General features: G+C 71.8%; 22 protein-coding genes, 1 tRNA gene and 1 pseudogene. 20 read left to right on the forward strand and 4 right to left on the reverse strand.

Annotation, left to right across the window (positions count from 1 at the left end):
* Window positions 1-108: 108 nt before the first annotated feature.
* From galU to ACZ4UV_RS35710, 7 genes are all read left to right on the forward strand, one after another.
* Window positions 109-1,020 (forward strand): UTP--glucose-1-phosphate uridylyltransferase GalU, encoded by a 912-nt coding sequence (gene galU / locus ACZ4UV_RS35680; protein ID WP_351488252.1) that lies wholly within the window; start codon window positions 109-111, stop codon window positions 1,018-1,020.
* The gene (gene glp / locus ACZ4UV_RS35685; RefSeq protein WP_467843641.1) at window positions 1,017-2,339 is read left to right on the forward strand and encodes a molybdotransferase-like divisome protein Glp; all 1,323 of its coding nucleotides are present in this window, start codon (window positions 1,017-1,019) and stop codon (window positions 2,337-2,339) included. The genes galU and glp overlap by 4 nt, the downstream gene beginning before the upstream one ends.
* A 129-nt stretch (window positions 2,340-2,468) precedes the next feature.
* On the forward strand, window positions 2,469-2,981 hold the full coding sequence (gene moaC / locus ACZ4UV_RS35690; protein WP_366356731.1) for a cyclic pyranopterin monophosphate synthase MoaC: 513 nt from the start codon (window positions 2,469-2,471) through the stop codon (window positions 2,979-2,981).
* A complete protein-coding gene (locus ACZ4UV_RS35695; RefSeq protein WP_351488245.1) occupies window positions 2,978-3,514 on the forward strand; it encodes a MogA/MoaB family molybdenum cofactor biosynthesis protein in 537 nt (178 codons plus the stop codon). The genes moaC and ACZ4UV_RS35695 overlap by 4 nt, the downstream gene beginning before the upstream one ends.
* A 20-nt stretch (window positions 3,515-3,534) precedes the next feature.
* Entirely contained in the window at window positions 3,535-4,215 is a 681-nt protein-coding gene (locus tag ACZ4UV_RS35700; protein ID WP_390046864.1) for a GNAT family N-acetyltransferase, read from the forward strand.
* A gap of 185 nt (window positions 4,216-4,400) precedes the next feature.
* Window positions 4,401-5,711: a divisome protein SepX/GlpR gene (sepX, locus tag ACZ4UV_RS35705; protein ID WP_451016249.1), complete on the forward strand. Its 1,311-nt coding sequence runs from the start codon at window positions 4,401-4,403 to the stop codon at window positions 5,709-5,711.
* Window positions 5,712-5,815: 104 nt separating this feature from the next.
* Window positions 5,816-5,889, forward strand: a tRNA-Ala gene (locus ACZ4UV_RS35710).
* Window positions 5,890-5,989: 100 nt separating this feature from the next.
* Here the strand turns inward: ACZ4UV_RS35710 and ACZ4UV_RS35715 are convergent.
* Window positions 5,990-6,976: a LysR family transcriptional regulator gene (locus ACZ4UV_RS35715; RefSeq protein ID WP_451016248.1), complete on the reverse strand. Its 987-nt coding sequence runs from the start codon at window positions 6,974-6,976 to the stop codon at window positions 5,990-5,992.
* Between the two features lie 132 nt (window positions 6,977-7,108).
* On the opposite strand from ACZ4UV_RS35715, the pseudogene ACZ4UV_RS35720 reads away from it, so the two are divergent.
* A pseudogene (locus ACZ4UV_RS35720) lies at window positions 7,109-7,456 on the forward strand (nuclear transport factor 2 family protein); the annotation flags it as partial.
* Between the two features lie 14 nt (window positions 7,457-7,470).
* Here the strand turns inward: ACZ4UV_RS35720 and ACZ4UV_RS35725 are convergent.
* Window positions 7,471-7,971 carry a GNAT family N-acetyltransferase gene (locus ACZ4UV_RS35725; RefSeq protein WP_451016247.1) on the reverse strand — a complete coding sequence of 167 codons (501 nt, stop codon included), beginning with the start codon at window positions 7,969-7,971 and terminating at the stop codon, window positions 7,471-7,473.
* A 79-nt stretch (window positions 7,972-8,050) separates the two neighbouring features.
* Here ACZ4UV_RS35725 and ACZ4UV_RS35730 point away from each other — a divergent pair, with 79 nt between their 5' ends.
* The gene (locus ACZ4UV_RS35730; protein WP_451016246.1) at window positions 8,051-8,854 is read left to right on the forward strand and encodes an exodeoxyribonuclease III; all 804 of its coding nucleotides are present in this window, start codon (window positions 8,051-8,053) and stop codon (window positions 8,852-8,854) included.
* A 10-nt stretch (window positions 8,855-8,864) separates the two neighbouring features.
* Here the strand turns inward: ACZ4UV_RS35730 and ACZ4UV_RS35735 are convergent, their stop codons facing one another.
* Complete coding sequence (locus ACZ4UV_RS35735) at window positions 8,865-9,485, reverse strand: MerR family transcriptional regulator (RefSeq protein ID WP_451016260.1); 621 nt, start codon at window positions 9,483-9,485, stop codon at window positions 8,865-8,867.
* Between the two features lie 221 nt (window positions 9,486-9,706).
* Here ACZ4UV_RS35735 and ACZ4UV_RS35740 point away from each other — a divergent pair, with 221 nt between their 5' ends.
* The 4 genes from ACZ4UV_RS35740 (at window position 9,707) to ACZ4UV_RS35755 (ending at window position 13,389) form a co-directional block, all read left to right on the forward strand.
* Window positions 9,707-11,239 carry a flavin-containing monooxygenase gene (locus ACZ4UV_RS35740; RefSeq protein ID WP_451016245.1) on the forward strand — a complete coding sequence of 511 codons (1,533 nt, stop codon included), beginning with the start codon at window positions 9,707-9,709 and terminating at the stop codon, window positions 11,237-11,239.
* Window positions 11,236-12,192, forward strand: coding sequence for an alpha/beta fold hydrolase (locus ACZ4UV_RS35745; RefSeq protein ID WP_467843650.1), 957 nt, complete (start codon window positions 11,236-11,238; stop codon window positions 12,190-12,192). The genes ACZ4UV_RS35740 and ACZ4UV_RS35745 overlap by 4 nt, the downstream gene beginning before the upstream one ends.
* A complete protein-coding gene (locus ACZ4UV_RS35750) occupies window positions 12,189-13,073 on the forward strand; it encodes an SDR family oxidoreductase (protein WP_451016243.1) in 885 nt (294 codons plus the stop codon). The genes ACZ4UV_RS35745 and ACZ4UV_RS35750 overlap by 4 nt, the downstream gene beginning before the upstream one ends.
* 88 nt (window positions 13,074-13,161) lie before the next feature.
* A complete protein-coding gene (locus ACZ4UV_RS35755) occupies window positions 13,162-13,389 on the forward strand; it encodes a hypothetical protein (protein WP_467843652.1) in 228 nt (75 codons plus the stop codon).
* 161 nt (window positions 13,390-13,550) lie between these two features.
* Here the strand turns inward: ACZ4UV_RS35755 and ACZ4UV_RS35760 are convergent, their stop codons facing one another.
* Entirely contained in the window at window positions 13,551-16,988 is a 3,438-nt protein-coding gene (locus tag ACZ4UV_RS35760) for a S41 family peptidase (protein WP_467843654.1), read from the reverse strand.
* A gap of 167 nt (window positions 16,989-17,155) precedes the next feature.
* Between ACZ4UV_RS35760 and ACZ4UV_RS35765 the strand changes: the two genes are divergently transcribed.
* The 7 genes from ACZ4UV_RS35765 (at window position 17,156) to ACZ4UV_RS35795 (ending at window position 26,878) form a co-directional block, all read left to right on the forward strand.
* Window positions 17,156-17,758 (forward strand): TetR/AcrR family transcriptional regulator, encoded by a 603-nt coding sequence (locus ACZ4UV_RS35765; RefSeq protein WP_451016241.1) that lies wholly within the window; start codon window positions 17,156-17,158, stop codon window positions 17,756-17,758.
* A gap of 124 nt (window positions 17,759-17,882) precedes the next feature.
* Window positions 17,883-20,102 carry an MMPL family transporter gene (locus ACZ4UV_RS35770; protein WP_451016240.1) on the forward strand — a complete coding sequence of 740 codons (2,220 nt, stop codon included), beginning with the start codon at window positions 17,883-17,885 and terminating at the stop codon, window positions 20,100-20,102.
* Window positions 20,103-20,224: 122 nt separating this feature from the next.
* The gene (locus ACZ4UV_RS35775; RefSeq protein WP_451016239.1) at window positions 20,225-20,743 is read left to right on the forward strand and encodes a YbaK/EbsC family protein; all 519 of its coding nucleotides are present in this window, start codon (window positions 20,225-20,227) and stop codon (window positions 20,741-20,743) included.
* Window positions 20,740-21,585, forward strand: a complete 846-nt coding sequence (locus ACZ4UV_RS35780; RefSeq protein ID WP_451016238.1) for an EamA family transporter — start codon at window positions 20,740-20,742, stop codon at window positions 21,583-21,585. Before ACZ4UV_RS35775 ends, ACZ4UV_RS35780 begins: the two co-directional genes overlap by 4 nt.
* 198 nt (window positions 21,586-21,783) lie before the next feature.
* Complete coding sequence (locus tag ACZ4UV_RS35785) at window positions 21,784-22,740, forward strand: ABC transporter ATP-binding protein (protein WP_467843902.1); 957 nt, start codon at window positions 21,784-21,786, stop codon at window positions 22,738-22,740.
* A complete protein-coding gene (locus ACZ4UV_RS35790; RefSeq protein WP_451016236.1) occupies window positions 22,737-24,110 on the forward strand; it encodes an ABC transporter permease in 1,374 nt (457 codons plus the stop codon). The genes ACZ4UV_RS35785 and ACZ4UV_RS35790 overlap by 4 nt, the downstream gene beginning before the upstream one ends.
* A gap of 14 nt (window positions 24,111-24,124) precedes the next feature.
* Complete coding sequence (locus ACZ4UV_RS35795) at window positions 24,125-26,878, forward strand: alkaline phosphatase family protein (protein ID WP_451016235.1); 2,754 nt, start codon at window positions 24,125-24,127, stop codon at window positions 26,876-26,878.
* The last annotated feature ends 48 nt before the right edge of the window (window positions 26,879-26,926 follow it).

Consider the following 26,926-nt stretch of genomic DNA (forward strand, 5'->3'; position numbering starts at 1 on the left):
CACCGTGTTCCACAGGTCGTTCCCGCACCCTTCCCTAATCGGCTCATATGAGCACCAATTGTCCGTAGCCTCGGATTCTTCGCAAAGGCACCGGATAAGGTTGCGGACATGACTCAGTCGCACCCCAGGATCAGCAAGGCTGTCATTCCCGCGGCAGGCCTCGGCACCCGGTTCCTGCCGGCCACCAAGGCCACTCCCAAGGAGATGCTGCCGGTCGTCGACAAGCCGGCGATCCAGTACGTGGTCGAGGAGGCCGTGTCGGCGGGGCTCGACGACGTCCTCATGATCACCGGACGCAACAAGCGTCCCCTGGAAGACCACTTCGACCGCAACTACGAGCTGGAATCGGCGCTCCAGAAGAAGGGCGACGCCGGCCGGCTCGCCAAGGTGCAGGAGTCCAGCGACCTGGCCACCATGCACTACGTCCGCCAGGGCGACCCCAAGGGCCTCGGCCACGCCGTGCTGTGCGCCGCCCCGCACGTGGGCCGCGAGCCCTTCGCCGTCCTGCTCGGCGACGACCTGATCGACCCGCGCGACCCCCTGCTCCAGCGCATGATCCAGGTCCAGGAGCAGCACGGCGGCAGCGTGATCGCTCTCATGGAGGTCGACCCCGAGCAGATCCACCTCTACGGCTCCGCGGCCGTGGAGGCCACCGCCGACAGCGACGTCGTCAAGGTGACCGGCCTGGTCGAGAAGCCTGACGCCGCGGACGCCCCGTCCAGCTACGCGGTGATCGGCCGCTACGTCCTCGACCCGCACGTCTTCGACATACTGCGGCGCACCGAGCCGGGTCGCGGCGGCGAGATCCAGCTGACCGACGCCCTCCAGCAGCTCGCGCAGGACGAGAAGGTCGGCGGCCCCGTGCACGGCGTCGTCTTCAAGGGCCGCCGCTATGACACCGGCGACCGCGGGGACTATCTGCGTGCCATTGTCCGGCTCGCGTGCGAACGTGAAGACCTGGGCCCGGACTTCCGGACCTGGCTTCGCAGTTACGTAGCCGAGGAGATGCAGCAGAGTTGAGCAGCACCGCGACCCGCCCCGCCGGCCCGGACCACCTGTGGTCGGTGGACGAGCACCTGGAGGACATCCTCACCGCCGTCCGCCCCCTGGAACCCATCGAGCTGCAACTCCTCGACGCCCAGGGCTGCGTCCTGGTCGACGACGTCACGGTGCCTCTCTCACTGCCGCCGTTCGACAACAGCTCCATGGACGGGTACGCGGTACGGGTCGCGGACGTGGCGGGCGCGAGCGAGGAGTTCCCGGCCGTCCTGGAGGTCGTCGGGGACGTCGCGGCGGGCGCGGCCGAGCTGACCCCGGTCGGCCCCGGCCAGGCGGTCCGCATCATGACCGGCGCCCCGCTGCCGCCCGGCGCCGAGGCCGTCGTCCCCGTGGAGTGGACCGACGGCGGACTCGGCGAGGGACCGGTCGCCGGGATGCGGGCGCGCAGCCTCGCGCCCGAGGGCGCCGAGGGGCACGTGCGCGTGCACCGGCCGGCCGAGGCACGCGCGCACGTACGCGCGCGGGGCAGCGACGTGAAGGCCGGCGACCTCGCCCTGGCGGCCGGCACCGTCCTCGGCCCGCCGCAGATCGCGCTGCTCGCCGCGATCGGCCGCGGCACGGCACGCGTGCGCCCGCGCCCGCGCGTGGTCGTCGTCTCCACCGGCAGCGAACTCGTCCAGCCCGACGAGGCGCTCGGCAGCGGCCAGATCTACGACTCCAACAGCTTCGCCCTCACCGCCGCCGCCCGGGACGCGGGTGCCATCGCCTACCGGGTGGGCGCCGTCGTCGACGACGCCGAGACGCTGCGCGCCACCATCGAGGACCAGCTCGTCCGCGCGGACCTGCTGGTCACCACCGGCGGTGTCAGCGTGGGCGCGTACGACGTCGTCAAGGAGGCCCTCGCGCACGTCGGCGACGAGGACGAGCCGGGCAGCGGCATCGACTTCCGCAAGCTCGCCATGCAGCCCGGCAAGCCCCAGGGCTTCGGCACCATCGGCCCCGACCACACGCCCCTGCTGGCGCTTCCGGGCAACCCCGTGTCGTCGTACGTCTCCTTCGAGCTGTTCGTGCGGCCCGCCATCCGCACGCTGATGGGCCTCGACGACGTCCACCGGCCCCGCACCACGGCGACCCTCAGGGCCGGCAAGGCGCTGGGCTCGCCCAGGGGGCGCAGGCAGTTCCTGCGCGGGGCGTACGCCGGCGGCGAGGTGACCGCCGTGGGCGGCGCCGGTTCGCACCTGGTCGCGGCTCTGGCACACGCCGACGCACTGATCGTCGTACCCGAGGACGTGGAGTCCGTGGAGCCCGGCACCGACGTCGAGGTCGTCCTGCTCGGCTGAGCCACCCACGCGTACCAGTCCGCCGGGCGGTCCTGCCCGCTGGTGCGGGCCGTCTTGGCGGTACCGTGTCGCGCACAGCAGGCCCGACCGCCGCACCGCGACGGGCCAGGACCGGGAGCGCCACACAGCATGACTGAGCCCTTCCGGGGGGACACCCCCGGCCCCTCTGTGCCAGACCGACTGACGCACCTCGACGACGCGGGCGCCGCCCGCATGGTCGACGTGTCCGGCAAGGACGTGACCGCGCGCACCGCCCGCGCCAGCGGACGGGTCCTCGTCTCGCCCCGCGTGGTCGAGTTGCTGCGCGGCGAGGGCGTTCCGAAGGGCGACGCCCTCGCCACCGCGCGCATCGCCGGGATCATGGGGGCCAAACGCACCCCGGACCTGATCCCGCTGTGTCACCCCTTGGCCCTCTCCGGTGTGAAACTGGACCTGGCGGTCGCGGACGACGCGGTGGAGATCCTGGCCACGGTGCGGACGACGGACCGCACGGGTGTCGAGATGGAGGCGCTCACGGCGGTCTCCGTCGCGGCGCTCACCGTGATCGACATGGTCAAGGCGGTCGACAAGGGAGCGGTCATCACGGACGTACGCGTGGAGGAGAAGACGGGCGGAAAGTCGGGCGACTGGAGCCGGGCGTGAACGCCGGGCCGTCCGCCGACGGTGCGCCGCGCGCGCCGTATCGCGCGCTGGTCGTGACCGCCTCCAACCGGGCCGCAGCCGGTGTCTACGAGGACAAGGGCGGACCGCTGCTCGCGGCGGGCCTGGCGGGCCTCGGGTTCGGCGTGGACGGGCCGCGGGTGGTGCCCGACGGGGAACCCGTGGCGGCCGCGCTGCGCGCGGGGGTCGAGGCGGGGTACGACGTCGTCGTCACCACCGGCGGCACCGGCATCTCGCCCACCGACCGCACGCCGGAGGCGACCCGCGCGGTGCTCGACTACGAGGTGCCGGGCATCGCCGAGGCCGTCAGGGCGTTCGGGCGGGAGAAGGTGCCCACCGCCGCGCTCTCCCGGGGCCTGGCCGGGGTGGCGGGCCGGACACTGATCGTCAACCTTCCCGGGTCCACCGGCGGGGTGCGGGACGGCCTCGCCGTCCTGGAACCCCTGCTGGCGCACGCCGTCGACCAGATCCGCGGCGGGGACCACCCGGCACCCAGCAGTGGGGGTGCGAGCTGAACACCCCATCCTGGCCCGTCGTGCTGGTGGACGGCGATGTCGTCCTCCGGCCCATAAGGGTGCGTGACCAGCGGGCCTGGCGCGAGGTCAACCGGCGCAACCGGGACTGGCTGCGCCCCTGGGAGGCCACCATCCCGCCGCCCACGCCCAGCGGGCCGATAGTGCACCGGCCGACCTACCGGCAGATGGTCCGGCACCTGCGGTCCGAGGCGAACGCGGGGCGCATGCTGCCGTTCGTCATCGAGTACCAGGGGCGCCTGGTCGGGCAGTTGACCGTCGCCGGGATCACCTGGGGGTCGATGTGCTCGGGGCACGTCGGCTACTGGGTGGACCAGTCGGTGGCCGGCCGCGGGGTGATGCCGACGGCCGTCGCGCTCGTGGTGGACCACTGTTTCCGCACCGTTGGTCTGCACCGCATCGAGGTCTGCATTCGCCCCGAGAACCGGCCCAGCCGCCGGGTCGTGGAGAAACTCGGATTCCGTGAGGAGGGGCTGCGGCCGCGTTATCTGCACATCGACGGCGCCTGGCGCGACCACCTCGTCTTCGCCCTCACCGCGGAGGAGGTGCCCGAGGGGTTGCTCGGCCGCTGGCAGCGGGCACGCTCCCAGGGCGCGTCCGCGAAGGCACCGGGCCCGACGGGCACGGGCACTTCTCCGCACGTGCCCCGCAATCCGCAGAACACTCCAGGGAATCCCGGCTAGTCGAACAAATTGAATGCGTGTTCGAAATTGATCGGTTCTTGACCATCTCGAGGCGTTGAATTCGCGGCTCCGACGGCCTACTGATCGCATCGGTCACAAAAAAAGCTCGAAATATCAGCCGGATCGTGCGACACACCGACGCAATTGGCAGATGGCCCCACGCAAACCCCTCTACCGTGTGAGGCGTGAGCAGCAGCGGCCTCATCTACGCAGTCATTGTCGGGGCCTGGGCCGCCTACTTGGTGCCGATGTGGCTCCGTAGGCAGGACGAGCTGAACGAGGCCCGTCCGACGGAACGCTTCAGCACCGCCATCCGGCTGCTGTCCGGACGGGCGGGGATGGAGCGTCGGTACGCCAGGGACCTGCGGGCGCGCTCCGCCTCGGAGGGGGAGCAGGACGCCGGTGAACCGGACGCCGCCACCGACTCGGTGGACGTCCGGGCCTTCGCCATGCCCCCGACCCGCCGTCAGGTCCGGGCCGAGGTGGGGCCGGAGACGGCCGGACGCCAGGAACCGGCGCGCGACCAGGCCGCCGCGCCGGCGGCCAAGTCCGGGTCCGCGCCGCCCCGTCAGGCGGGCACCGCATCCGTACCGGCCCCGGCTTCCGCCTCCACGTCCGCGCCCAAGTCGGGCTCCACGCCCGCCCGCAGGCAGATTCCGGCCCCCCGGCGCGCACCCTCCGCACAGGCGGCCGCGGAACGCGCCCGGCGCTCGAAGGCGCTCGCCCGCCGTCGGCGCACCACCGTCATGCTCTTCGTCGCCTTCACGCTGGGCGCGATCGTCGCGGCCGTCGGGGGGCTCGCGTTCCTGTGGGCGCCGGGCGTGCCCGCCGTCATGCTCAGTGCCTACATCGCCTACCTGCGCGCACAGGAGCGCCGGCGCTTCGCCTACCAGATGGACCGGCGTCAGGCCGAGGCCGCCGCACAGCGGTTGCGGGAGCGTCAGCCGCGCCGGCGCGCGCCCCTCGACCCGGCGGGCGTCGGCGCGGACGAACCGGAGGAGGGACCAGAGCCCGGGACCGATCCCGGCCTGTCCGCACTCGCCGCCGACCGGCGCGCCCTCGTCGAGCAGACCGACCACGCCGAGTGGGTCGACCAGCAGCGCGAGCGGCAGCGGCGGCCCGGACACGGGGACAGCTGGGACCCGGTGCCGGTGCCCCTGCCGACGTACGTGACCGCACCGGTCGCGCCGCGCGCCACCTCCGACGTGGACCTGGGGGCGCCGGACGCGTGGAGCTCGGCGCGGTCCAGCGCCGTCGTGCCGGAGCAGGAGACCAGGCCGGCGGCGCCCGAGGCCGAGGCGGAGGAGGCGGAGCCCGCCGCCGACGACAGGGCTGCGCCGGACGACGGCCGGACCGACGCCCTCCCCCACGCTCGACGGCGCTCGCGTGGGGGGACCTCCATCGCGGCCTCCGCCCGCAGGGCACGCGAACGCGGCCGCACGCCCCTCTTCGACCAGTACGAGGAAGGCGACCGCCCTCGCGCGGCCAACGAATGACCTGACGGCGAGGGCGCGGGGCGCCTCGGCACCCCGCGCCTGACCAGTCAGGGAACGGATTTCCAAGCACCCCGACGGGGATGCTAGAGTTTCACTCGTTGCAAGGGCCTGTGGCGCAGTCCGGTAGCGCACCTCGTTCGCATCGAGGGGGCCAGGGGTTCAAATCCCCTCAGGTCCACTGCACGGTGAGACCCCGCATGATCGTGAAGATCGTGCGGGGTCTTCGTCGTTGTCAGGGGAACCGCCGTGTGTCCGTATCGCATCGGTCACACCCGGACTCAGGTGCCCCGTCGGCTTTCCCGTGGAGCGCGATCGGCTGACGCTCCGTCCGCCACCGCCGTGTCCGACTCGACCGGCCGGCGCGCGGCTTGGGCCGGACGGAGCGCGGCGAAGGCCGCGGCGAGATGGTCGAGCAGCGGCACTGCGAAGGGGTGGGGGTCGCGGCGCGGTGTGATCGCGTAGATCCCACGGGTCGGGGGATCGACGAGGGGCACGGTGGTGACGTCGGTCCGCAGCGCGCCCGTCAGCACACCGGGTATCAGCGCGATGGCATGACCCGTAGCGACCAGGGCCAGCTTGCCGGGCAGATCGGCCGCCGTGAGATCGATGCAGGCGTCGACCCCGGCGCGGGCGGCATGCAGGCGCAGGAGCGCCGCCGACCCGTCGTTGTCCTCGACCCAGATCTGGTCGGCCAGCGTCCCCATGCGCACGGGCCCGCGTCCGGCCCGCGGGTGGCCGACGGGCAGTACGACGACCATGTCGTCCAGCCCGAGAAACCGGTGCTCGACCCGCTGGTCGTGGGGCAGCCCGGGCGGAGCGTCGGTGACCACGGCGATGTCGAGATCGCCCGCGACCACGCGGTCGTGCAGCTGCGCGCTGAGGCCGGGCAGCAGGCTCCAGCGGACGGATCCGGATCGCTGGAGCAGGACCCGGACGGCCTCGGGGACCATCCCCGCGGCCAGAGAGGGCGTCGCGCCGACCGCCAGAGGCCGCTCGAACGCCCCGTCACGGGCATCCCGTACGGCGCGCACCGCGCGGTCGGCCTCGCCGAGCGTGGCCAGGGCATGGCGCCGGAACACCTCGCCGGCCGGTGTCGCACGCACGCCACGCGCATGGCGCTCCAGCAGCTCCGCGCCGAGCTGCCGCTCCAGTCCGGCGATCTGCCGGGAGACGGCCGACTGCGTGTGGTTCAGCTCGGCGGCCGCCGCCGACAGCGACCCGAGCCGGCACACGGTCACGAAGGTCCGCCACACCGTCAGCTCCATGACCCCAGTATCCAGCTGGTATGCGGCCCACGCGGAGCCGATCTGCGAGATCTGCGCTTGTCGCAGCCCTCACGGTGCTCCACCGTGGCGCGTATGACCACACCACCTCACACGATCACCCCGGCCCCAGCCGCCGATGCCGTGCTCGAACCGCTGCACGCCTACATCCGCGGACACGCCACCGGCGACCCCGCCCACTTCCGCTCCGCGTTCCTGCCCACCGCGCACATCGAGGGGATCCGGGACGGCGCATTCGTCTCGTGGTCCCTCGACCGGTACTGCGCGCTCTTCCCGGGCCGACCCGCCCCGGACGAACCGGCGCGCTCCCGTCGCATCGACACCGTCGCCGTCCACGGCACCGTCGCCACCGCGGCCATGACGCTCTTCCACGGCGCGGACACGTTCACCGACATCTTCCTGCTGGTCCGCGGCGGCGACGGCTGGCGCATCGCCAACAAGGCCTACCACCGGCACTCTTGAGCGCGCGACGAGCCCTACAGATCCGCCCGCGAGCCCGTCCCCAGGGCCTTCGCGAAGCAGCGGCTGGACTCGTAGTGGCGGTAGTAGCCGAACTTGCCGCACGGTTCGTAGCCGCTGGAGGTGTACAGGGCGATGGCCTCCGGCTGCTTGGTGCCGGTCTCCAGGACCATGCGGAGGCGGCCGGCCGTGCGGGCGTCGGCCTCCAGGGCCGCGAGCATCCGGCGGGCGAGGCCCCGGCCGCGCATCGCCTCGATGACGAACATGCGCTTGAGCTCGGCGTCGCCGTCCTCGTTGCCCTCGCCGTTCGCGTCCTGGCTGCGCCAGCCGCCGGTGGCCACCGGGCGGCCGGACTCGTCGTACGCGATCAGGTAGACGCCGTTCGGCGGCTCGAAGTCGGCCGTGTCGAGGACGGTGGCGTCGCCGCCGTCGCCGTAGCGCAGCTGGTACTCGGCCTGGACCTCGTCGTTCAGCTTGACGGCGTCGGGGTGGTCGAAGGCAACCGGGCGTATATTCATGTTAGGCATCGTATATTCGTGCAGGCGGCGAACGCGGTGGACATCGGGACTCCGTCCAGTGTGCCGGTATCGTTCCCGCGTGCTGACTGTGACCTCGGTGAATGTGAACGGACTGCGGGCCGCCGCGAAGAAGGGCCTCATAGAGTGGCTCGCGGAGACCTCCGCGGACGTGCTCTGCCTCCAGGAGGTGCGCGCCGAGCCGCAACAGCTCCCGGAAGAGGTGCGCGCGCCCGGCGGCTGGCACGTGGTGCACGCCCCAGCGGTCGCCAAGGGGCGCGCGGGCGTCTCCCTCTACACCCGGCGTGAGCCGGACCGCGTGCGCGTCGGCTTCGGGTCGGACGAGTTCGACGCGAGCGGCCGCTACGTCGAGGCCGACCTGCCCGGGGTCACCGTGGCCTCCCTCTATCTCCCCTCCGGGGAGGTGGGCACCGAGCGGCAGGACGAGAAGTACCGCTTCATGGGCGAGTTCCTCGTCTATCTGAAGGAGCTGCGCGAGCGGGCCGCCGCCGACGGGCGCGAGGTCGTCGTCTGCGGCGACTGGAACATCGCCCACCGCCAGGCCGACCTGAAGAACTGGCGCGGCAACACCAAGAACTCCGGCTTCCTCCCGGAGGAACGCGAGTGGCTCGCCAGCGTCCTGGACCCGGCCGACGGCGGGTACGTCGACGTCGTACGCGCGCTGCACCCGGAGATCGAGGGGCCGTACACCTGGTGGTCGTACCGGGGGCGGGCTTTCGACAACGATTCCGGATGGCGCATCGACTACCAGATGACCACGCCCGGGCTGGCCGGCAAGGCGGTCAAGGGGTTCGTGGAGCGGGCGGCCACGCACGGCGAACGGTGGTCCGACCACGCGCCGGTCACCGTCGTGTACGACCTCTGACCGGCCCTTTTCAGGGGTTCATGCGCAGCCTGCGGTCCAGCGCCAGTGACACCTCCGCCTCCACCACGCTGCGGGCCAGCGGGCGCAGGCGTTCCATGTCCTCCTCGGGGCCGTGGCGCAGGACGAGGTCGGCGAAGAGTTCGGCGAGGGCGTCGGCGTGTTCGCGGACGCTGCGGCCGGCCGCCAGGACCTCGGCGAGCGGGAAGCCCTCGCGGACCAGGGCCTCGGAGGCGTCCAGCAGGCGGCGGCTGATGTGGACGATGTCGTCGCCGTCGGTGCCGAGGTAGCCGAGGTCCATGGCGGCGGCGAGGTTCTCCGGGGTGACCTCGCCCTCGAAGCGGGCGGCGAGTTCCTCGGGGGTCAGGCGGACCGGCTCCTCCTCGGTGGGGGTGTCGACGCCGAGCAGTTCGGCGACGTCCTTGCCGTGGTCGAGGGCCTCCGCCAGCTCGGCGATGCCGTTCAGGGTGTGGCCGCGTTCCAGGAGCGCCGAGATCGTGCGCAGCCGGGCCAGGTGATGGTCGTCGTACCAGGCGATACGGCCCTCGCGGCGGGGCGGCCGGATCAGCTTGCGCTCGCGGTAGAAGCGCAGGGTGCGCACGGTGATGCCGGCCAGTGCGGCCAGTTCCTCCATGCGGTACTCGCGCCCGCCGCCCGGGGCGGAGGCCGTGGAGGGTGTTCGTCCGCCGTCGTCCGTCACGTGCGCAGCCTATGTTGTACCGCCGGTACCCGCGGCGGAGCCGCTGATGTGAACGTCCTCCGTCCGGGGCCTACCCATCAGTACGGAGCTGCTCTACAGTCCAACCGTGCCAGTGTTCACTGGCGTAATCGCGGGCGAGGTGTGGAGGCTCCGGGATGGCCCAGCACGAGCATGTACGGGTGGCGGTGATCGGGTCCGGGTTCGGCGGGCTGGGCGCGGCCGTGCGGTTGCGCAGGGAGGGGATCACCGACTTCGTCGTCCTGGAACGGGCCGGCAGCGTCGGCGGTACCTGGCGGGACAACAGCTATCCGGGGTGCGCCTGCGACGTGCCCTCCCACCTGTACTCCTTCTCCTTCGCACCCAACCCCGACTGGCCGCGCACCTTCTCCGGGCAGGAGCACATCCGCGCCTATCTGGAGCACGTCACCGACGTGTTCGGGCTCCGGCCCCACCTCCGCTTCGACGCCGAGGTCAAGCGGATGGCCTGGGACGCGGAGGCGCTGCGCTGGGAGATCGAGACCGCCGCCGGCGCCTTCTCCGCCGACGTCGTCGTCTCCGCCACCGGGCCGCTGTCCGACCCGAAGATCCCCGAGATCCCGGGGCTGGAGTCGTTCCCCGGCAAGGTCTTCCACTCGGCCCGCTGGGACCACGACTACGACCTGCGCGGCAAGCGGGTCGCCATGGTCGGCACCGGCGCCTCCGCGATCCAGATCGTGCCCGCCGTCCAGCCCGAGGTCGCCCACCTCACCCTCTTCCAGCGCACCCCGCCGTGGGTGATGCCCCGCGTCGACCGGGCCATCAGCGCCGCCGAGCGCCGGCTGCACCGCGCGCTGCCCTTCACCACCCAGGCCAGGCGCGGCCTCCTGTGGGGCATCCGGGAACTCCAGGTCCAGGCGTTCACCAAGCACCCCGACGAACTCGGCCTGGTGGAGAGCCTCGCCAAGCGCAACATGGCCCGCGCGATCAAGGACCCGGCGCTGCGCGCCAAGCTCACCCCGGACTACCGCATCGGCTGCAAGCGGATCCTGCTCTCCAGCACCTACTATCCGGCGCTGGCCCGGCGGAACGTGGACGTGGTGGCGAGCGGGCTCAGCGAGATCCGCGGGTCGACGGTCGTCGCCGCCGACGGCAGCAGCGCCGAGGTCGACGCGATCATCTTCGGCACCGGCTTCCACGTCACCGACATGCCCATCGCCGAACGGGTCGTCGGCGCCGACGGACGGACCCTCGCGGAGACCTGGAAGGGCGGCATGGAGGCGCTGCGCGGTGCCTCGGCCGCCGGGTTCCCCAACTGGATGACGATCATCGGGCCCAACACCGGCCTCGGGAACTCCTCCATGATCCTCATGATCGAGTCCCAGCTGAACTACATGGCCGACTACCTGCGCCAGCTCCGCGTCCTCGGCGGACGTGCGGCCCTGGACGCGCGCCCCGGTGCCGTGGCCGCGTGGAACCACAAGGTCCAGGAGCGCATGAAGCGCACCGTCTGGAACACCGGCGGCTGCACCAGCTGGTACCTGGACCCGAGCGGCCGCAACACCACCATCTGGCCCGGTACGACCACGGAGTTCCGGCGTGCGACCCAGCGGGTGGACCTCGCGGAGTACGACGTGATCCGCCCGCCCCTGCCGAGCGGCACGGGCGGCATCGGCGGCGAACGGGCCGCGGACGCGGAGGTGGGCGCGTGAGCCGGCTCACCCAGGTGACCTCCGGGCCGTACGCGCCGCCCGCCCCTGCCCGCGAACTCACCGTCGTCTCCGCCGACGGCGCCCGCCTGCACGTCGAGGTGCACGGTCCCGAGGACGCGCCCCCCGTCGTCCTCGCCCACGGCTGGACCTGCTCGACCGCCTTCTGGGCGGCGCAGACGCGCGAACTGGCCGTCGACCACCGGGTCATCGCGTACGACCAGAGGGGGCACGGGCGCAGTCCCGCGAGCCCCGCGTGCACCACCGAGGCGCTGGCGGACGACCTCGAAGCGGTGCTCGCGCAGACCCTCGCCCGCGGGGAACGTGCCGTGATCGTCGGCCATTCCATGGGCGGCATGACCGTCATGGCGGCCGCCGCGCGCCCCCGTTTCCGCGAGCACGCCGCCGCCGTCCTGCTGTGCAGCACCGGCAGTTCGCGGCTGGTCGCGGAGGCGCTCGTCCTGCCGTTGCGCGCCGGCGGCCTGCGCACCTGGCTGACGGCGCGGGTCCTGGCCTCGCGCGCCCCGCTCGGACCCGTCACGCCCCTCGCGCGGCGCATCCTCAAGTACGCGACCATGGGCCCGGGTTCCGCCCCGCACATGGTCGAGGCATGCGCACGGATCGTGCATGCCTGCCCGCGCGCCGTGCGCCACACCTGGGCGCGTGTCCTCGCGCGGCTCGACCTCGACCACGGTGTACGGGAGTTGAGTGCGCCCACCGCGGTCGTCACCGGCACGGCCGACCGGCTCACGCCCCCGGTGCACGCCCGCGCGCTGATCGCTGCGCTGCCGCACCCCCTCGGCCTCACGGAACTGCCGGGCATGGGCCACATGACTCCGGTCGAGGCACCGGAGCTGGTCAACGGAAAGATCCGGGAGCTGGTCACCGCGTACGTGACCGGCGCCCCTGAGGAAGCCGGCGCCGACGGGCCCGAGCGGATCAAGGAGAGCTCATGAGCAGGGTCGGTCTCGAAGGACAGGTCGCCGTCGTCACCGGAGCGGCGCGCGGTGTAGGGGAGTTGCTCGCCCGCAAGCTCTCCGCGCGCGGGGCGACGGTCGCGCTGGTCGGGCTGGAGGAGGAGGCCCTCAAGGAGGTCTCCGGCAGGCTGCACGGCGACAGCGCGTACTGGTACGCCGACGTCACCGACCACGAGGCGATGAGCCGGGTCGCGCGGGAGGTCAAGGAGCGGTTCGGGAAGGTCGACATCGTGGTGGCCAACGCCGGGGTGGCGAACGGCGGTCCGTTCGCCGACTCGGATCCGGTGGCCTGGCGGCGGGTGATCGAGGTCAACCTGATCGGCTCGGCGGTGACGGCGCGCGCGTTCCTGCCGGTGCTCACGGAGAGCCGCGGCTATCTGCTGCAGATCGCGTCGCTGGCCGCGATCACGCCGGCGCCGATGATGACGGCGTACTGCGCGTCCAAGGCGGGCGTGGAGGCGTACGCGCACAGCCTGCGCGCCGAGGTCGGCCACCAGGGTGTGCGGGTCGGGGTCGGGTACCTGTCCTGGACGGACACCGACATGGTGCGCGGCGCCGACCAGGACGAGGTCATGCGGGAGTTGCGGCAGCGGCTGCCGTGGCCGGCGAACAAGACCTACCCGCTGGGTCCGGCCGTGGACCGGATCGTGGCCGGCATCGAGCGGCGCTCGGCGCACGTGTACGGGCAGCGGTGGCTGCGGGGGATGCAGGGCGTGCGCGGGTACCTGCCGGCGTTGATCGGCACGGTCGGGCAGCGGGAGATGAAGCGGTTCGCGCCCCGGTTGCAGGGCATGCGTACGGGGCTCGTCGGTGCAGGTGGGGCGGCCGACGAGGAGGTGCGTGCTACGCACCGTAACTGATCGAAGTGCGCGCGTAGTCGGCCCGTGTGAATCTGGTCGAGGCCCCACTGAGGGCCGATCCCCTCACCCTCCACGGGAGTGAACCCACATGGGTATGAAGGACAAGGCCGGCAAGACGCAGGGACAGGCCAAGCAGAAGATGCAGGAAGGCCAGCAGCAGGCGCAGCAGCGCGGCCAGCAGGGCGCCCAGCACACCCAGCAGCGGGGCCAGCAGGCGCAGGAGCGAGGCCGGCAGGCGACTGAGCGCGGTCGTCAGAACCTGGACGACACCGAGCAGGAGATGCAGGACCGGTTCGACCAGGACTACGACGCCTAGTCGTTGCACTCGGCTTGGCCGATGAGCGTGGGGCGCCCTTCTTTTTGGAGGGTGCCCTGCGTTTGGTTTTGGGGGTGGTGGCGGTTGGGGGGTGGGTGCGGGGCGGTGGGGGCTTGTCGCGCAGTTCCCCGCGCCCCTTGGTAAGGATGCTCCCCGGCGTCTCAAGTGGCCGTCGGCCTGGGGGGAAGCTTCGGGCGGGAGCGGTTGGGGATTTCGCTGTGGTCGGGGGGGACCGCTGCGGGGTGGTCGGTGAGGAGGTCCAGGGCCAGTTGGATGGCGTCGTCCATCTCGACGTGGCGGCCCTCGGCCCAGTCCAGGGGGGTGCGCAGGACCTCCAGGTCGGGAGCGACGCCGTGGTTCTCGACGGACCAGCCGTAGTCCTCGAACCAGGCCGCGTTCATCGGCACCGTGATCACCGTGCCGTCGCCCAGGCGGTGGCGGCCGGTCATGCCGACCACTCCGCCCCAGGTGCGCTGCCCGACGACCGGGCCGAGCTTCAGCAGTTTGATCGCGGCCGTGATCATGTCGCCGTCGGAGGAGGTGGCCTCGTCGGCGAGCGCGACGATCGGGCCGCGCGGGGCGTTGGAGGCGTACGACACCGGCTGGGCGTTCCTCGTCAGGTCCCAGCCGAGGATGGTCCGGCTGAGTTGCTCCACGACGAGTTCGCTGATGTGGCCGCCCGCGTTGCCGCGCACGTCGACGATGAGCGCCGGCCGGGAGACCTCCATCCGCAGGTCGCGGTTGAACTGGGCCCAGCCCGAGCCGCCCATGTCCGGGATGTGCAGGTAGCCGCACTTGCCGCCGCTCATCTCCCGCACCACCTCACGGCGTTTGGCCACCCAGTCCTGGTAGCGCAGCGGCCGTTCGTCGATCAGCGGGAGGACGGCGACCCGGCGCGGCGGCCCCGACTCGCCCTCGCCCGGGACGAACGTCAGCTCCACCGTCGTGGCCCCCGCGCCCGCGAGCAGCGGGAACGGCCCGGTCACCGGGTCCACCGGTCTGCCGTCGATGTGGGTGAGGACCGCGCCCTCCCGGATGCCGGTGCCGGCGAGCGGGGAACGCGCCTTGGAGTCGGAGGAGTCGCCGGGCAGGATCCGCTTGACCGTCCAGCCGCCGTCCCGGCGTACGAGGTTGGCGCCGAGCAGGCCCTGGAAGCGCTGGTAGTGCGGCGGGCCCTCGTTGCGGCGGGCCGGGGTGACATAGGCGTGCGAGGTGCCCAGCTCGCCGAGGACCTCGCGGAGGAGGTCCGCGAAGTCGTCGGGGGAGGCGACCCGTTCGAGCAGCGGGCGGTACTGGTCGAGCACCCCGTCCCAGTCGATGCCGCACATCCCGGGGTCCCAGAAGTAGTCCCGGATGAGGCGGCCGGCCTCGGCGTACGACTGGCGCCACTCTGCGGGCGGGTCGACCTCGTGGAGGATACGGCGCAGGTCGAGCCAGACGGTGGTGTCGCCGTCGCCGGACTCGGTCGACGGCACGGCCCGCAGCTCGCCCTCGTCGACCACGACCAGCCGGCTGCCGTCGCCGCTGACCGTGAACCAGTCCAGGTGGTCCACGAGTTCGGACTTTTTCGCCTTGCTGATGTTGAAGTACTCCAGGGTCGGCCGCCCGCTGGTGTCGGCCGGGTTGACGAAGGTCTCGCCCAGCGCGCCCGAGATCGGCCAGCGCAGCCAGACCAGTCCGCCGCCCGCGACCGGGTACATCGCCGAGTACTTGGAGGCGGTGACCGGGAACGGGGTCACGCGGCTCTCCAGCCCTTCCACCTCGACCGTCACCGCGCCGCCCTCACCGGGCTCCTCGTCCTCGACGGGGTCCAGGCCCCCGGCGGCCGGCCGTCCGTCCGGGTTGAGCGCGAACGGGGAGGGGGTCGCCGAGGAGAGCGGGACCAGGTAGGGGCGGCAGCCGAGCGGGAAGGACAGGTCGCCGGTGTGCACGTCGTACACCGGGTCGAAGCCGCGCCAGGACAGGAACGCGAGGTAGCGGCCGTCTCGGGTGAAGACCGGGTTCTCGTCCTCGAAGCGGCCGTTGGTGACGTCGATGACGAGCCGGTCGCTGATGCGGGCCATCTTGATCTGCCGCAGCGAACGGCCGATGCCCGGATGTGACCAGGTCAGCCATGACCCGTCCGGTGAGAAGGCCAGGTCACGGACCGGTCCGTTGACCGACTGGATCAACTCGGTGACCGCGTCACCGGAACCCGCACCGTCAGCAGAGTCAACGTCGGCAGGCTCTTCGCCGTCAACCTGGTCAATGTCGTCAAGAGAATCAACGGAGTCGGCAGGATCAACGGAATCGGCAGGATCAACGGAATCGGCAGGATCGACGGGGACGGCAGAATCAACCGGGACGGCAGAATCAACGGAGTCGGCGGAGGTTTCGACGACCTCGACCTCCTCGGCCACGTCGATGAGCAGCAGCCGGCCGTCGTGTGCGGCCACCGCCAGTCGTTCGCCCAGCGGGTCCGAGACCAGTTCGAGCACCCGGCCCAGCTTCCCGCAGGCCAGCCGGCGCGGTGGGCGGGCGCCGGTCGCCCGGGGCAGGTGGGCGATCTCGACGGCGTCCTCGCCGCCGGCGTCGGTGACGTAGGCGATCTGTCCGGTCGAGCCGAGCATCTCCGGGAGCCGTACCCGTACCCCGGGGGTGTCGGCGATGGTGCGGGCCGGGCCGTCGCGGTGGGTGAGCCAGTGCAGGCTGCCGCGTACGACGACGGCGCTGGCCCGGCCCGTCTCGTCGACGGAGACGCCGTCGACGTGCTGGGCGGCCGGCACCTGGTAGGGGCGGCGCCCGGCCCGGGGCCCGGACAGCCGTACGTCGAGCCTGCGCGGTGCCGCGGCCGGGCCGAGGTCGTCGACGAGCCAGAGGTCGCCCGCGCACTGGTAGACCACGCGCGTGCCGTCGCTGGAGGCGTGCCGGGCGTAGAAGGCGTCGTGGTCGGTGTGCCGGCGCAGGTCGGAGCCGTCGTAGGCGCAGGAGTAGAGGTTGCCGACGCCCTCGTGGTCGGAGAGGAAGGCGATCCGGCCGCCGACGAACATGGGTGAGTGCAGATGGCCGCCGATGCCGTCCAGCAGCCGCTGCCCGTGCAGCCACAGCCGGCCCATGGCGCCGCCCCGGTAGCGCTTCCAGCCGGCCGGCTCGTGCGGCGGGGTACCGGTGAGCAGCAGGGTCCTGCGTTCGTCGGCGATGTCGGCGACCTGGATGTCGGCGACCGGCCCCCAGGGCAGCTTGCGGCCCGGGTCGCCGTCGGTGGAGACCTTGTAGGCCCAGGTGAAATAGGAGAAGGGCTGCCCGTGCGAGGCGACCGCCAGGATGTCCCCCTCCGGAGTCCAGCCGCACACCTGGGTGTCGGCGCTGCCCCAGTACGTCAGCTGCCGGCCGGGGCCGCCGTCGACGTCGACCAGGTGGATCTCGGGGACCAGGCTGCGCCAGCTCGTGTACGCGATCCGGCGGCCGTCCGGCGAGAAGCGCGGGTGGCCGGACTTGGTGCGGTCGACGGTGAGCCGCCAGGCGCGGCCCGGGGCGTCGAGCGAGGTCAGCCAGAGGTCGTCCTCGGCCACGAAGCACAACAGGTCGCCGCTGAGATGCGGCAGGCGCAGATAGCTCACCTCCCCATGCTTTTCCGGGCGCGGAGGGCCAGCAACTCGTGGGAACTCACGGATTTCTCAGTCACGTGAGACAGCACACGTACGAAACGGTTTCGTTTCTGTAGATCGCGGGGTATCTTCGAGATGCAAGCACGAAGGTGACGAGGGAGCAGTGGAGGGTGAGTGGCATGACTGAGGTCGCAACGGCGCGTCGCAGTCGGATCACGCCCGAGCGCGAGGCCGAGCTGTACGAGGCCGTGCTCGACCTGCTCCGCGAGGTCGGTTACGACGCCCTCACCATGGACGCCGTCGCCGCCCGCACCAAGTCCAGCAAGGCCACCCTCTACCGCCAGTGGGGCGGGAAGGCCGAGCTGGTGGCCAGGGCGGTCCGGTACCAGAAGCCGGGGGGCGCACTCGGCGAGATCGACACCGGGTCGCTCCGGGGCGATCTGCACACCCTCACGATGCGTTCGGACGACTGCGAGATGGAGCAGAACTCCGCGCTGATGCGCGGGCTCGCCATGGCGGTCCACGGCAACCCGGACCTCCTGCAGGCGTTCAAGGAGCATCTGATCGAGCCCGAGATGGCCCAGTTCCGCCAGGTGCTGCAACGGGCGATCGACCGGGGCGAGGTCCGTGCGGACAACCCTGCGATCGACTTCGTGATGCACATGATGATCGGTGGATTCGCCGCCCGTTCGCTGATCGACGAGCAGCCGCCCACCCAGGCCTTCCTGCTGTCGTACATCGACGCCGTGGTGCTTCCCGCCCTCGGCGCACCCACCTGCTGACCCTTCCCCGCAGCCAGCCCACCTGACGTCTCCGCTCACGTCGTCGGGCCGATCAGCCCTGCCACCCACCGGGCCGATCACCCCTGCCCCGAAAACCCCACGACCTGACCGGGAGTACGCCCTCGTGGCCACGTTCCTCTACAAACTGGGCCGTCTCGCCTTTCGGCGACGGCACTACGTCGCGCTCCTGTGGGTGGCGCTGCTGACCCTCGCAGGCGTCGCCGCCGCCTCCGCCCCCGCGGCCGGCTCCAGCTCCTTCTCGATCCCCGGCACCGAGGCCCAGAAGGCCTTCGACCTGCTGGACCAGCGCTTCCCCGGCTCCAGCTCCGACGGCGCCACCGCGCGGGTGGTCTTCAAAGCACCGGCCGGCGAGAAGATGACGGACAAGCTCAACAAGGCCACCGTCAAGAAGACCGTGAAGGAGCTGGCCGACGGCTCGGAGGTCACCTCCGTCACCGACCCGTACAAGCAGCACGCCGTCAGCAAGGACGGCACCGTCGCCTACGCCTCGGTGCGCTACGACGTCTCCGGCACGGAGCTCAAGGACTCCTCCCGCGACGCGCTGGAGGCGGCCGGGCACGACGCCCAGAAGGCCGGGCTGACCGTCGAGGTCGGCGGGGACGCGCTCCAGTCCGGGGCCGACGCGGGAGGCGCCGGAGAGGCCATCGGTCTCGCCATCGCCGCCGTCGTCCTCGTCATCACCCTGGGCTCACTGGTCGCGGCCGGACTGCCGCTGCTGACGGCGATCATCGGCGTCGGCATCGGCGTCTCCACCATCACCGCCCTCGCCAAGGCGCTCGACCTCGGTGACACCACGTCCACACTGGCGCTGATGATCGGTCTCGCGGTCGGCATCGACTACGCGCTGTTCATCGTCTCCCGCTACCGCAGCGAGCTGGCCGAGGGCCGCGACCGCGAGGAGGCGGTCGGCCGCGCCGCCGGTACGGCGGGCTCGGCGGTGGTCTTCGCGGGCCTCACGGTCGTGATCGCGCTCGCGGGTCTCTCGGTCGTCGGCGTGCCGATGCTGACGAAGATGGGCCTCGCGGCGGCTGGCACGGTCGTGGTCTCCGTCCTCATCGCGCTGACCATGATCCCGGCGATGCTCGGCTACGCGGGCCGGCGGGTCAGGGCCGCGGGCGAGAAGCGCCGGACACGCGCCCGTGCCGTCCAGCAGGACAAGCCCGGCCTGGGCGCCCGCTGGGCGAGCTTCGTGGTCCGCCGCCCGGCAGCCGTGCTGCTGCTCGGCGTGGCCGCACTGGGCGCGATCGCCCTCCCCGCCACCCAGCTCGAACTGGGCCTGCCCGACGACGGCTCGCAGCCCACGTCCACGACCCAGCGCCGGGCCTACGACCTGCTGTCCGAGGGCTTCGGTCCCGGCTTCAACGGGCCCCTGATGATCGTGGTCGACGCCAAGGACAGTGACACCCCCAAGGCCGCGGCCACCAAGGTGGCCGACGACATCAAGGGCCTCAAGGACGTCGTGACGGTGACCCCGGCGGCGTTCAACGAGGCCGGCGACACCGCGACGATCACGGTGATCCCGGACTCCAAGCCCTCCTCGGTGCAGACCGAGGACCTGGTGCACGCCATCCGCGACCAGGGCGCCGACGTCAAGGCCGACACCGGCGCGCGGGTCCTGGTCACCGGCACCACCGCCATGAACATCGACTTCTCGCAGAAGCTCAACGACGCGCTGGTCCCGTACCTGGCGCTGGTGGTCGGCCTCGCCTTCCTCCTGCTGATCGCGGTCTTCCGCTCCATCCTGGTCCCGCTCAAGGCGGCCCTCGGCTTCCTGCTCAGCGTGCTCGCCGCGCTCGGCGCCGTCGTCGCGGTCTTCCAGTGGGGCTGGCTCGGCGGCCTGCTCGGCGTCGAGCAGACCGGCCCGATCATGTCGATGATGCCGATCTTCATGGTGGGCGTGGTCTTCGGTCTCGCCATGGACTACGAGGTGTTCCTCGTGACCCGGATGCGGGAGGCGTACGTCCACGGCGAGACGCCCGGCCAGGCCGTGGTGACCGGCTTCCGGCACAGCGCGCGGGTCGTGGCCGCCGCCGCGATCATCATGATCTCCGTCTTCAGCGGCTTCATCACCGCCGGCGAGTCCATGATCAAGATGATCGGCTTCGGCCTCGCCATCGCCGTCTTCTTCGACGCGTTCGTGGTCCGCATGGCGATCGTCCCGGCGGTGCTCGCCCTGCTCGGCAAGCGCGCCTGGTGGCTGCCGAAGTGGCTGGACCGGGTGCTGCCCAACGTCGACGTCGAGGGCGAGGGCCTGCGCGCCCTGTCCGACAAGGATGCCGGGACCGGCCAGGACGACGAGGACCGGGAGCTCGTACGCGTCTGACGTACGGCTCGTGACAGACCGCCGGTGAGGGTCCGTGGGGACGGGGCGCCCTCACCGGCTTCCTCGTGTACCCCGCACTTAACCACTCGCCGCGCCTTCCCCCGCCCCGTTAGCGTGCCCCCATGACGACAGCCGCCACTGACGCCGATGCCGGGGGCCTCGGAGCCCATCCTCGTTTCGCCGCCGCCCTGGAGGAGTTGGGGCTGGGGGAGCTGGCCTCCCGGGTCCGGCGGTTCCCGGACGCCACCCGTACCGCCGCCGAGGCCGCCGCCGCGGTCGGGTGCGAGCTGAGCGAGATCTGCAAGTCGCTGATCTTCGCGGCCGACGGAGTGCCGGTGCTGGTGCTGATGGACGGCGCCTCCCGTGTCGACGTGGAACTGGTCCGCAAGGAACTCGGCGCCGCGAAGGTGACCCGGGCCAAGGCGGACGTCGTACGCGAGACGACCGGGTACGCCATCGGCGGCGTACCGCCCTTCGGGCACCGCACGCGCACGCGCGTGCTCGCCGACCGGGCGCTGCTGCGCCACGACGTGGTGTGGGCCGCCGCCGGCAACCCCCACGCCGTCTTCCCGATCGCGCCCGCCGCCCTGGTGGAGCACGCCGGCGCCACGGTCGTGGACGTGCGCGAGCCCTCCGCGTGACCCCACTGGTCACCGCGGCCGTCCTGTTCGCCGCGGTCACGCACGCCAGTTGGAACGCCATCGCCCACCAGATCAGCGACAAACTCGTCGGCTCCTCGCTGATCGCCGCCGGGAGCGTGCTGATCGGGTCGCTGCTGATGCCGTTCGCCGCCCTGCCGGCGGCCGGCGCATGGCCGTACCTGATCGCCTCCGCGGTCGTCCATGTCGCCTACTTCGCGCTGCTGATGCTCTCCTTCCGGCTCGGGGACTTCGGACAGGCGTACCCGATCGCGCGCGGCACCGCGCCGCTCCTCGTCACCCTGTTCGCCGCCGTGTTCGCGCACGAGGTGCCCGACGCCCCCGCGGCCGCGGGCATCGCCGTCTCCTGCGCCGGGCTCACCGGGGTCGCCCTGTGGGGACTGCGCGGCCGCCGCCCCGACTGGACGGCGATCGGCGCCGCCCTCGCCACCGGCCTGACGATCGCCGCGTACACCGTCCTGGATGGCCTCGGGGTGCGCGCCTCGGGATCCTCCGTGGGCTACATCGCCTGGTTGATCGCCCTCCAGGGTCTCGCGATCCCGGCCTACGCCCTGTACCGCAGACGCGGCGAACTGCTCACCGCGGCCCGTCCGTTCGCGGCCCTGGGGCTCTTCGGCGCCCTGCTGTCCGTCTTCGCCTACGGGCTGGTCCTGTGGGCCCAGACCCGCGCCGAACTCGCTCCGGTCGCCGCGCTGCGCGAGTCGTCGATCATCGTCGGTGCCGCCATCGGGGCGCTCTTCTTCAAGGAGCGGTTCGGGGCGCCCAGGATCGCGGCGGCCGGGCTGGTGGTCCTCGGGATCGGGCTGATGCTGCACGCGGGGTAGCCGACGGATCGAAACATGGCGAACGTACGTAAAACGCCCGCCTGTTGTTCGCGTCGGTAGGAAGTCAGGGGCGGGTCAAGCGGACTTGCCGTTGCCTTGACGAACCGTTCCACGGCCGTTCAGCCGAGCGTCTGTGCCTGGGGTGTGTGTTCTCCATAAAGTCCCTGCGGATTGCGGAAGAAGGGACGCATGGGACTCATGGACACACTCCACGCAGTCCGGGCCCGCGGGATCACCAAGTGCTTCGGCGACGTCGTCGCGCTGGACGCCGTGGACCTGGACGTGACGCAAGGTCAGATCCACGGACTGGTCGGGCCGAACGGCGCCGGCAAGACGACCCTGCTCGGCCTCCTCCTGGGGCTGGCCGCGGCCGACGGCGGCCGGCTGGAGATCCTGGGGACGCCGGTCGAGCGGGCGCTCACCGCTCCCGACGGCGTCGCCGGCTTCGTGGACGCGCCCGGTCTCTACCCCTCGCTCACCGCCCGGCAGAACCTCGCCGCGCTGGCCACGCTCCGCGGACTCGACACCGGGACCGGGGGGACGGCGGGTATCGACGACGTGCTCGCCGAGGTCGGGCTCACCGATGTCGCCGACGACAAGACCCGCGGCTTCTCCCTCGGCATGCGCCAGCGGCTCGGGCTCGCCGCCGCCCTGCTCACCCGGCCCCGGCTGCTCGTCCTCGACGAGCCGTCCAACGGCCTCGACCCGGCCGGCAAGAGGCACGTGCACGGCGTCCTCTCCCGGCTCGCCGCCGACGGCACCGCGGTGGTGCTCTCCAGCCACCGGATGGACGACCTGGAGGCGCTGTGCTCCGAGGTGACCATCCTCGCCACCGGCCGCGTCGTCTTCTCCGGCCCGCTGGCCAAGCTGGCCGCCGAGAACCGTGAACTCGACTACCGGCTGCGTACCTCCGACGCCGAGGCCGCGCGCCGGCTCGCCGCTGACGTGACCGGTGTCCGGATCGTCGACGACACCGGCCCCGGCCTGCGGAAGGACCCCGACGTGCTCGTCGTACGCGCCCTGGTGCCCGCCCTCGACGAACTCGTCACCGAGGCCGTGCGGTCGGGTGTCGCGGTACGCGAACTCGCCCCCGTCGTCTCGCCCCTCGAAGCCGCGTTCCTCGCCCTCACCGAGCACCAGGAGTCCGGCCGATGACCACGACCAGCGCGACCACCGCGCCCGCCGCGACCGTCGCCGAAGCCGCCGTCGCCCGCCGGGTCCCGGTGTCCCGCGGCTACCGCTTCGAGCTGGTGAAGCTGGTCTCGCAGTGGCGGATCCGGCTGCTGGTGCTCGCCTGCTGGATCGTGCCGGGTCTGTTCGTCGCGGGGGTCGGCCAGCAGAGCACGCTGCCCGCCGACACGCTGTTCGGACGCTGGATGCACGCCACCGGCTGGGCCGGGCCGCTGGTGATGCTCGGCTTCGCGGGCACCTGGGCGCTGCCGCTGCTGACGTCGGTGGTCGCCGGTGACGTGTTCGCCGCCGAGGACCGGCTCGGCACCTGGCGCCATCTGCTGGTGGCGGTCCGCTCGCCCGCGCGGATCTTCGTGGCGAAGTCACTGGCCAGCCTCACCGTCATCCTGCTGCTGGTGGCCGGACTGGCCGCCTCCAGCACGCTCGGCGGTCTTGCGTCGGTCGGCGACCAGCCGCTGGTCGGCCTCGACGGCCACCTGCTGTCGCCCGGCGACGCGGCCGGCCGGGTCCTGCTCGCCTGGCTCGCGGCCCTCGCCCCGACCCTCTCCCTCGCCGCGATCGGCCTGCTCGGTTCGGTCGCCCTCGGCCGCTCCCCGATGGGCCTGCTGCTGCCCCCGATCGTCGCGCTCGCGATGTCGGTCGCCCAGATGCTGCCGCTGCCCGTCGCCGTGCGCCTCGCCCTGCCCGGCTACGCCTTCATCTCCTGGAACGGGCTGTTCACCAGCCCCGCGCAGCTCGCCCCGCTCCTCATCGCCGTCGCGGTGAGCCTGGCGTGGGCGGTGCTCGCCACGGTCCTCGCCTATGTGCTGTTCGTACGGCGGGACTTCACCAACCCGGCCTACGACGGCTCCGGGCGCCGCGCGCTCACCCTCGGCGTGCTGCCGCTGGCCGCGCTGACCGCCGTCACCGTCGGGGCGGTCGCCGTGGCCACCCCGTCGACGGGCTCCGGGATCCGCCAGGACAAGGTGCAGAAGTCCCTCGCCACGGTCTTCGGCCACCTCTACCGGCTGCAGACCGAGCAGCTGCACCGGCCCGCCGTCACCGAGGCCCAGCTGAAGGCCACGGCGGCATGCACCAAGAGCGACGGCCAGTCCGCCCAGGAGGGCGCGGGCAACGACTGGCGTTGCGTCGTCAGCTGGCACCTCCCCGGCGTCACGGCGGTCACGGGGACGGCGGTCTACCAGCTCGACATCACCTCGGACGGGCGGTTCGTGGCCGACGGCGACGGTCCCAAGGAAGTCAACGGCTACTTCCTGGTACGGACCTCGACCGGCGACGCCCCGAATCCGCTGTGGCAGTTCGACGGCAACGTCGACCTGCTCGACACCCACTGAAGGGAAACAGTTCCGTGCAGGTAACCCGCCAGCGCCGGATCAACGAGAAGAAGCAGTTCCACCTCTTCGGCAGACACATCGGCCGCCGGACCCTGCTGGTGACGTCCGGCATCGCCGTCGCCCTCGGCGTCACGGGCACCGCGGTCGCCTCGACGTACCAGTTCGGCACCCAGCAGGTCGGCCAGACCACCGCCAACGGCCAGGTCGTCTCCGCCGACCAGTACATCAACCCCTACGGCACCCGCAGCGTCATCAACGACGGCAAGATCATGTCGTCCGTCGTCAGCCCGGACGGCACCCACCTCGCCGCCTCGGTCGCCGACGGCGACGCGTCCCTGGTCGTCGTGGACCTGGCGACCGGTCAGGTCAAGCAGAAGGTCGGCACCAACGCCGCCGACGACCTGCGCATCAGCAGCGGCGCGGTCGGCCAGGAGGGCCCGACCTACTCGCCCGACGGCAAGCAGCTGTGGCTGGGCCAGGCGAACGGCTACACCAAGTTCACCGTCAACGCCGACGGCACCCTCGCCAACCCCACGGCCGTCACCATCGCGGCCGACGGCTCCAAGCAGGCGCTGGTGGGCGCGGCCGTGTTCTCCGCCGACGGCTCCACCGTGTACTCCGCGGTCAACGGCCAGAACAAGGTGGTCGCCATAGACGCGGCGACCGGAACGATCAAGCAGACCTGGGCGGTCGGCAACGCCCCGCGCGGTCTCGCCCTGGTCGGCGGCAAGCTCTACGTCAGCAACGAGGGCGGGCGCCCGGCCAAGGCCGGCGACACCACCATCAACTCCTACGGCACCAATGTCGTGGCGAACCCGAAGACCGGTGCCAGCACCACCGGCACGGTCAGCGTCATCGACACCGCGGACCCGTCCGCCGCCGTCGGCACCGTCGACGTCGGCCTGCACCCGACCGCCGTGTACGCGAGCAAGGGCGCGGTGTTCGTCACCAACACCGCCGACAACAGCGTCTCGGTCATCGACAGCGGCAAGGACAAGGTCGTCCAGACGATCTCCACCCAGCCGTGGCCCGAGGCCTCCGTCGGCTACGAGCCGAACGCGGTCACCCTCACCGACGACGGCCGCCTCCTGGTGACCCTCGGCCGCGCCAACGCCGTCGCCGTCTACCGGTACAGCTCCCCGCAGCAGCCGGCCCGCTACGTCGGCCTGCTGCCCACCGACTACTACCCGTCCGGGGTCACCGCCCTCGGCAAGAAGATCGTCGTCGCCAACACCCGCGGCATCGACGCGCTCCGTCCCGACGCCGCCGGGCACAACACGCACGACACCACGTCGAGTCTCACCCAGTTCACGATGCCGAGCGACCAGGTCGTCAGGTCCGAGACGAACAAGGTGTTCAAGCAGAACGGCTGGACGTCCAACTCGGTCAGGACCGCCAAGGCCAACAGCCACAAGAAGGCCGTCCCGGTCCCGAAGCGGATCGGCGACCCGTCGACGATCAAGCACGTCTTCCTGCTCGTCAAGGAGAACCGCACCTACGACCAGGTCTTCGGCGACCTCCCGCAGGGCAACGGAAACTCCTCGCTCACCCAGTTCGGCGAGAACGTCACGCCGAACCAGCACGCGCTGGCCGAGCAGTTCGGCCTGTACGACAACTTCTACGACATCGGCACCAACTCCGCCGAGGGCCACAACTGGCTGATGCAGTCGGACAACCCGGAGTACACCGAGTCGTCGGCCGGCGAGTACACCCGCAGCTACGACACCGAGGACGACGTCCTCGGCCACCAGAAGACCGGGTTCATCTGGACCGGCGCGCAGGCGGCCGGGCAGACCGTCAAGGACTTCGGCGAGTTCCAGTCGTACGAGAGCAAGCCGGCCGGCGCGACCTGGCAGAACCTGTACTGCGACAGCAAGAACATGGCCGCGACCGGCGCGCAGACCGCCTACCCCATCAAGACGGGCTCGGCGATCCCCTCGCTCAACGACGTCTCGGTGCAGGGCTTCCCGCTGTTCGACCTCAACGTCCCGGACATCTACAAAGAGCAGATCTGGAAGCAGGACTTCGAGAAGAACGGTCCGGCGAACCTGAACATGTTCTGGTTCTCCAACGACCACACCGGCGGCCCCGCCAACGCGGCCGCCGAGGTCGCCGACAACGACCTCGCGGTCGGCCGCATGGTCGACGAGATCACCCACAGCAAGTACTGGAAGGACTCGGCGATCTTCGTCGTCGAGGACGACTCCCAGGCCGGCCTCGACCACGTCGACGGCCACCGCGCCCCGGTCCAGGTCATCAGCCCGTACGCGCAGCACGGCAAGGTCGACGACCACTACTACTCGCAGATCACCATGGTCCGCACCATCGAGCAGATCCTCGGCGTGCACCCGATGAACCAGCTCGACAGCGCAGCCACCCCGATGTACGGGGCGTTCACGAGCAAGGCGGACGACACGCCGTTCACGGCGGTCCCGAACCGGACCTCGCTGACCCTCGGCGTGAGCCCGCAGCCGAGCTGTGGCTCGGACACCCCGGCGGCCCAGGACGCCAAGGCGGCGGCCGCGCCGACGTCGGTGTCCGTCCCGGCGGCCGAGGCCAAGGTCGCGGCGCAGTGGCAGACGTGGGCCTCGCACCAGCGGCTGACCGGCAAGAACGCGGTGCCGGACTACGCGAACCCCACCCAGATGAACCGTTACACCTGGTACCAGACCCACAACTGGACCAAGCCCTACCCCGGCGACAAGAAGATCTACTCGCCGAACGACGTGCCCGGCGCCTACCTCCCGTCGGCGGAGAACGACGGCTGAGTCCGGCCCGCTCACGCGCAGGGACCCCGGCCGCGAGGGCCGGGGTCC

This window comes from Streptomyces sp. NPDC028289, from assembly GCF_055565975.1.

Bases quoted from the DNA above. Each gene is read 5' to 3' on its own strand.
- galU (WP_351488252.1), top strand. From the start codon at position 109: ATGACTCAGTCGCACCCCAGGATCAGCAAGGCTGTCATTCCCGCGGCA.
- moaC (WP_366356731.1), top strand. From the start codon at position 2,469: ATGACTGAGCCCTTCCGGGGGGACACCCCCGGCCCCTCTGTGCCAGAC.
- ACZ4UV_RS35715 (WP_451016248.1), bottom strand. From the start codon at position 6,976: ATGGAGCTGACGGTGTGGCGGACCTTCGTGACCGTGTGCCGGCTCGGG.
- ACZ4UV_RS35725 (WP_451016247.1), bottom strand. From the start codon at position 7,971: ATGAATATACGCCCGGTTGCCTTCGACCACCCCGACGCCGTCAAGCTG.
- ACZ4UV_RS35735 (WP_451016260.1), bottom strand. From the start codon at position 9,485: ATGGAGGAACTGGCCGCACTGGCCGGCATCACCGTGCGCACCCTGCGC.
- ACZ4UV_RS35740 (WP_451016245.1), top strand. From the start codon at position 9,707: ATGGCCCAGCACGAGCATGTACGGGTGGCGGTGATCGGGTCCGGGTTC.
- ACZ4UV_RS35750 (WP_451016243.1), top strand. From the start codon at position 12,189: ATGAGCAGGGTCGGTCTCGAAGGACAGGTCGCCGTCGTCACCGGAGCG.
- ACZ4UV_RS35755 (WP_467843652.1), top strand. From the start codon at position 13,162: ATGGGTATGAAGGACAAGGCCGGCAAGACGCAGGGACAGGCCAAGCAG.
- ACZ4UV_RS35765 (WP_451016241.1), top strand. From the start codon at position 17,156: ATGACTGAGGTCGCAACGGCGCGTCGCAGTCGGATCACGCCCGAGCGC.
- ACZ4UV_RS35775 (WP_451016239.1), top strand. From the start codon at position 20,225: ATGACGACAGCCGCCACTGACGCCGATGCCGGGGGCCTCGGAGCCCAT.
- ACZ4UV_RS35785 (WP_467843902.1), top strand. From the start codon at position 21,784: ATGGACACACTCCACGCAGTCCGGGCCCGCGGGATCACCAAGTGCTTC.
- ACZ4UV_RS35790 (WP_451016236.1), top strand. From the start codon at position 22,737: ATGACCACGACCAGCGCGACCACCGCGCCCGCCGCGACCGTCGCCGAA.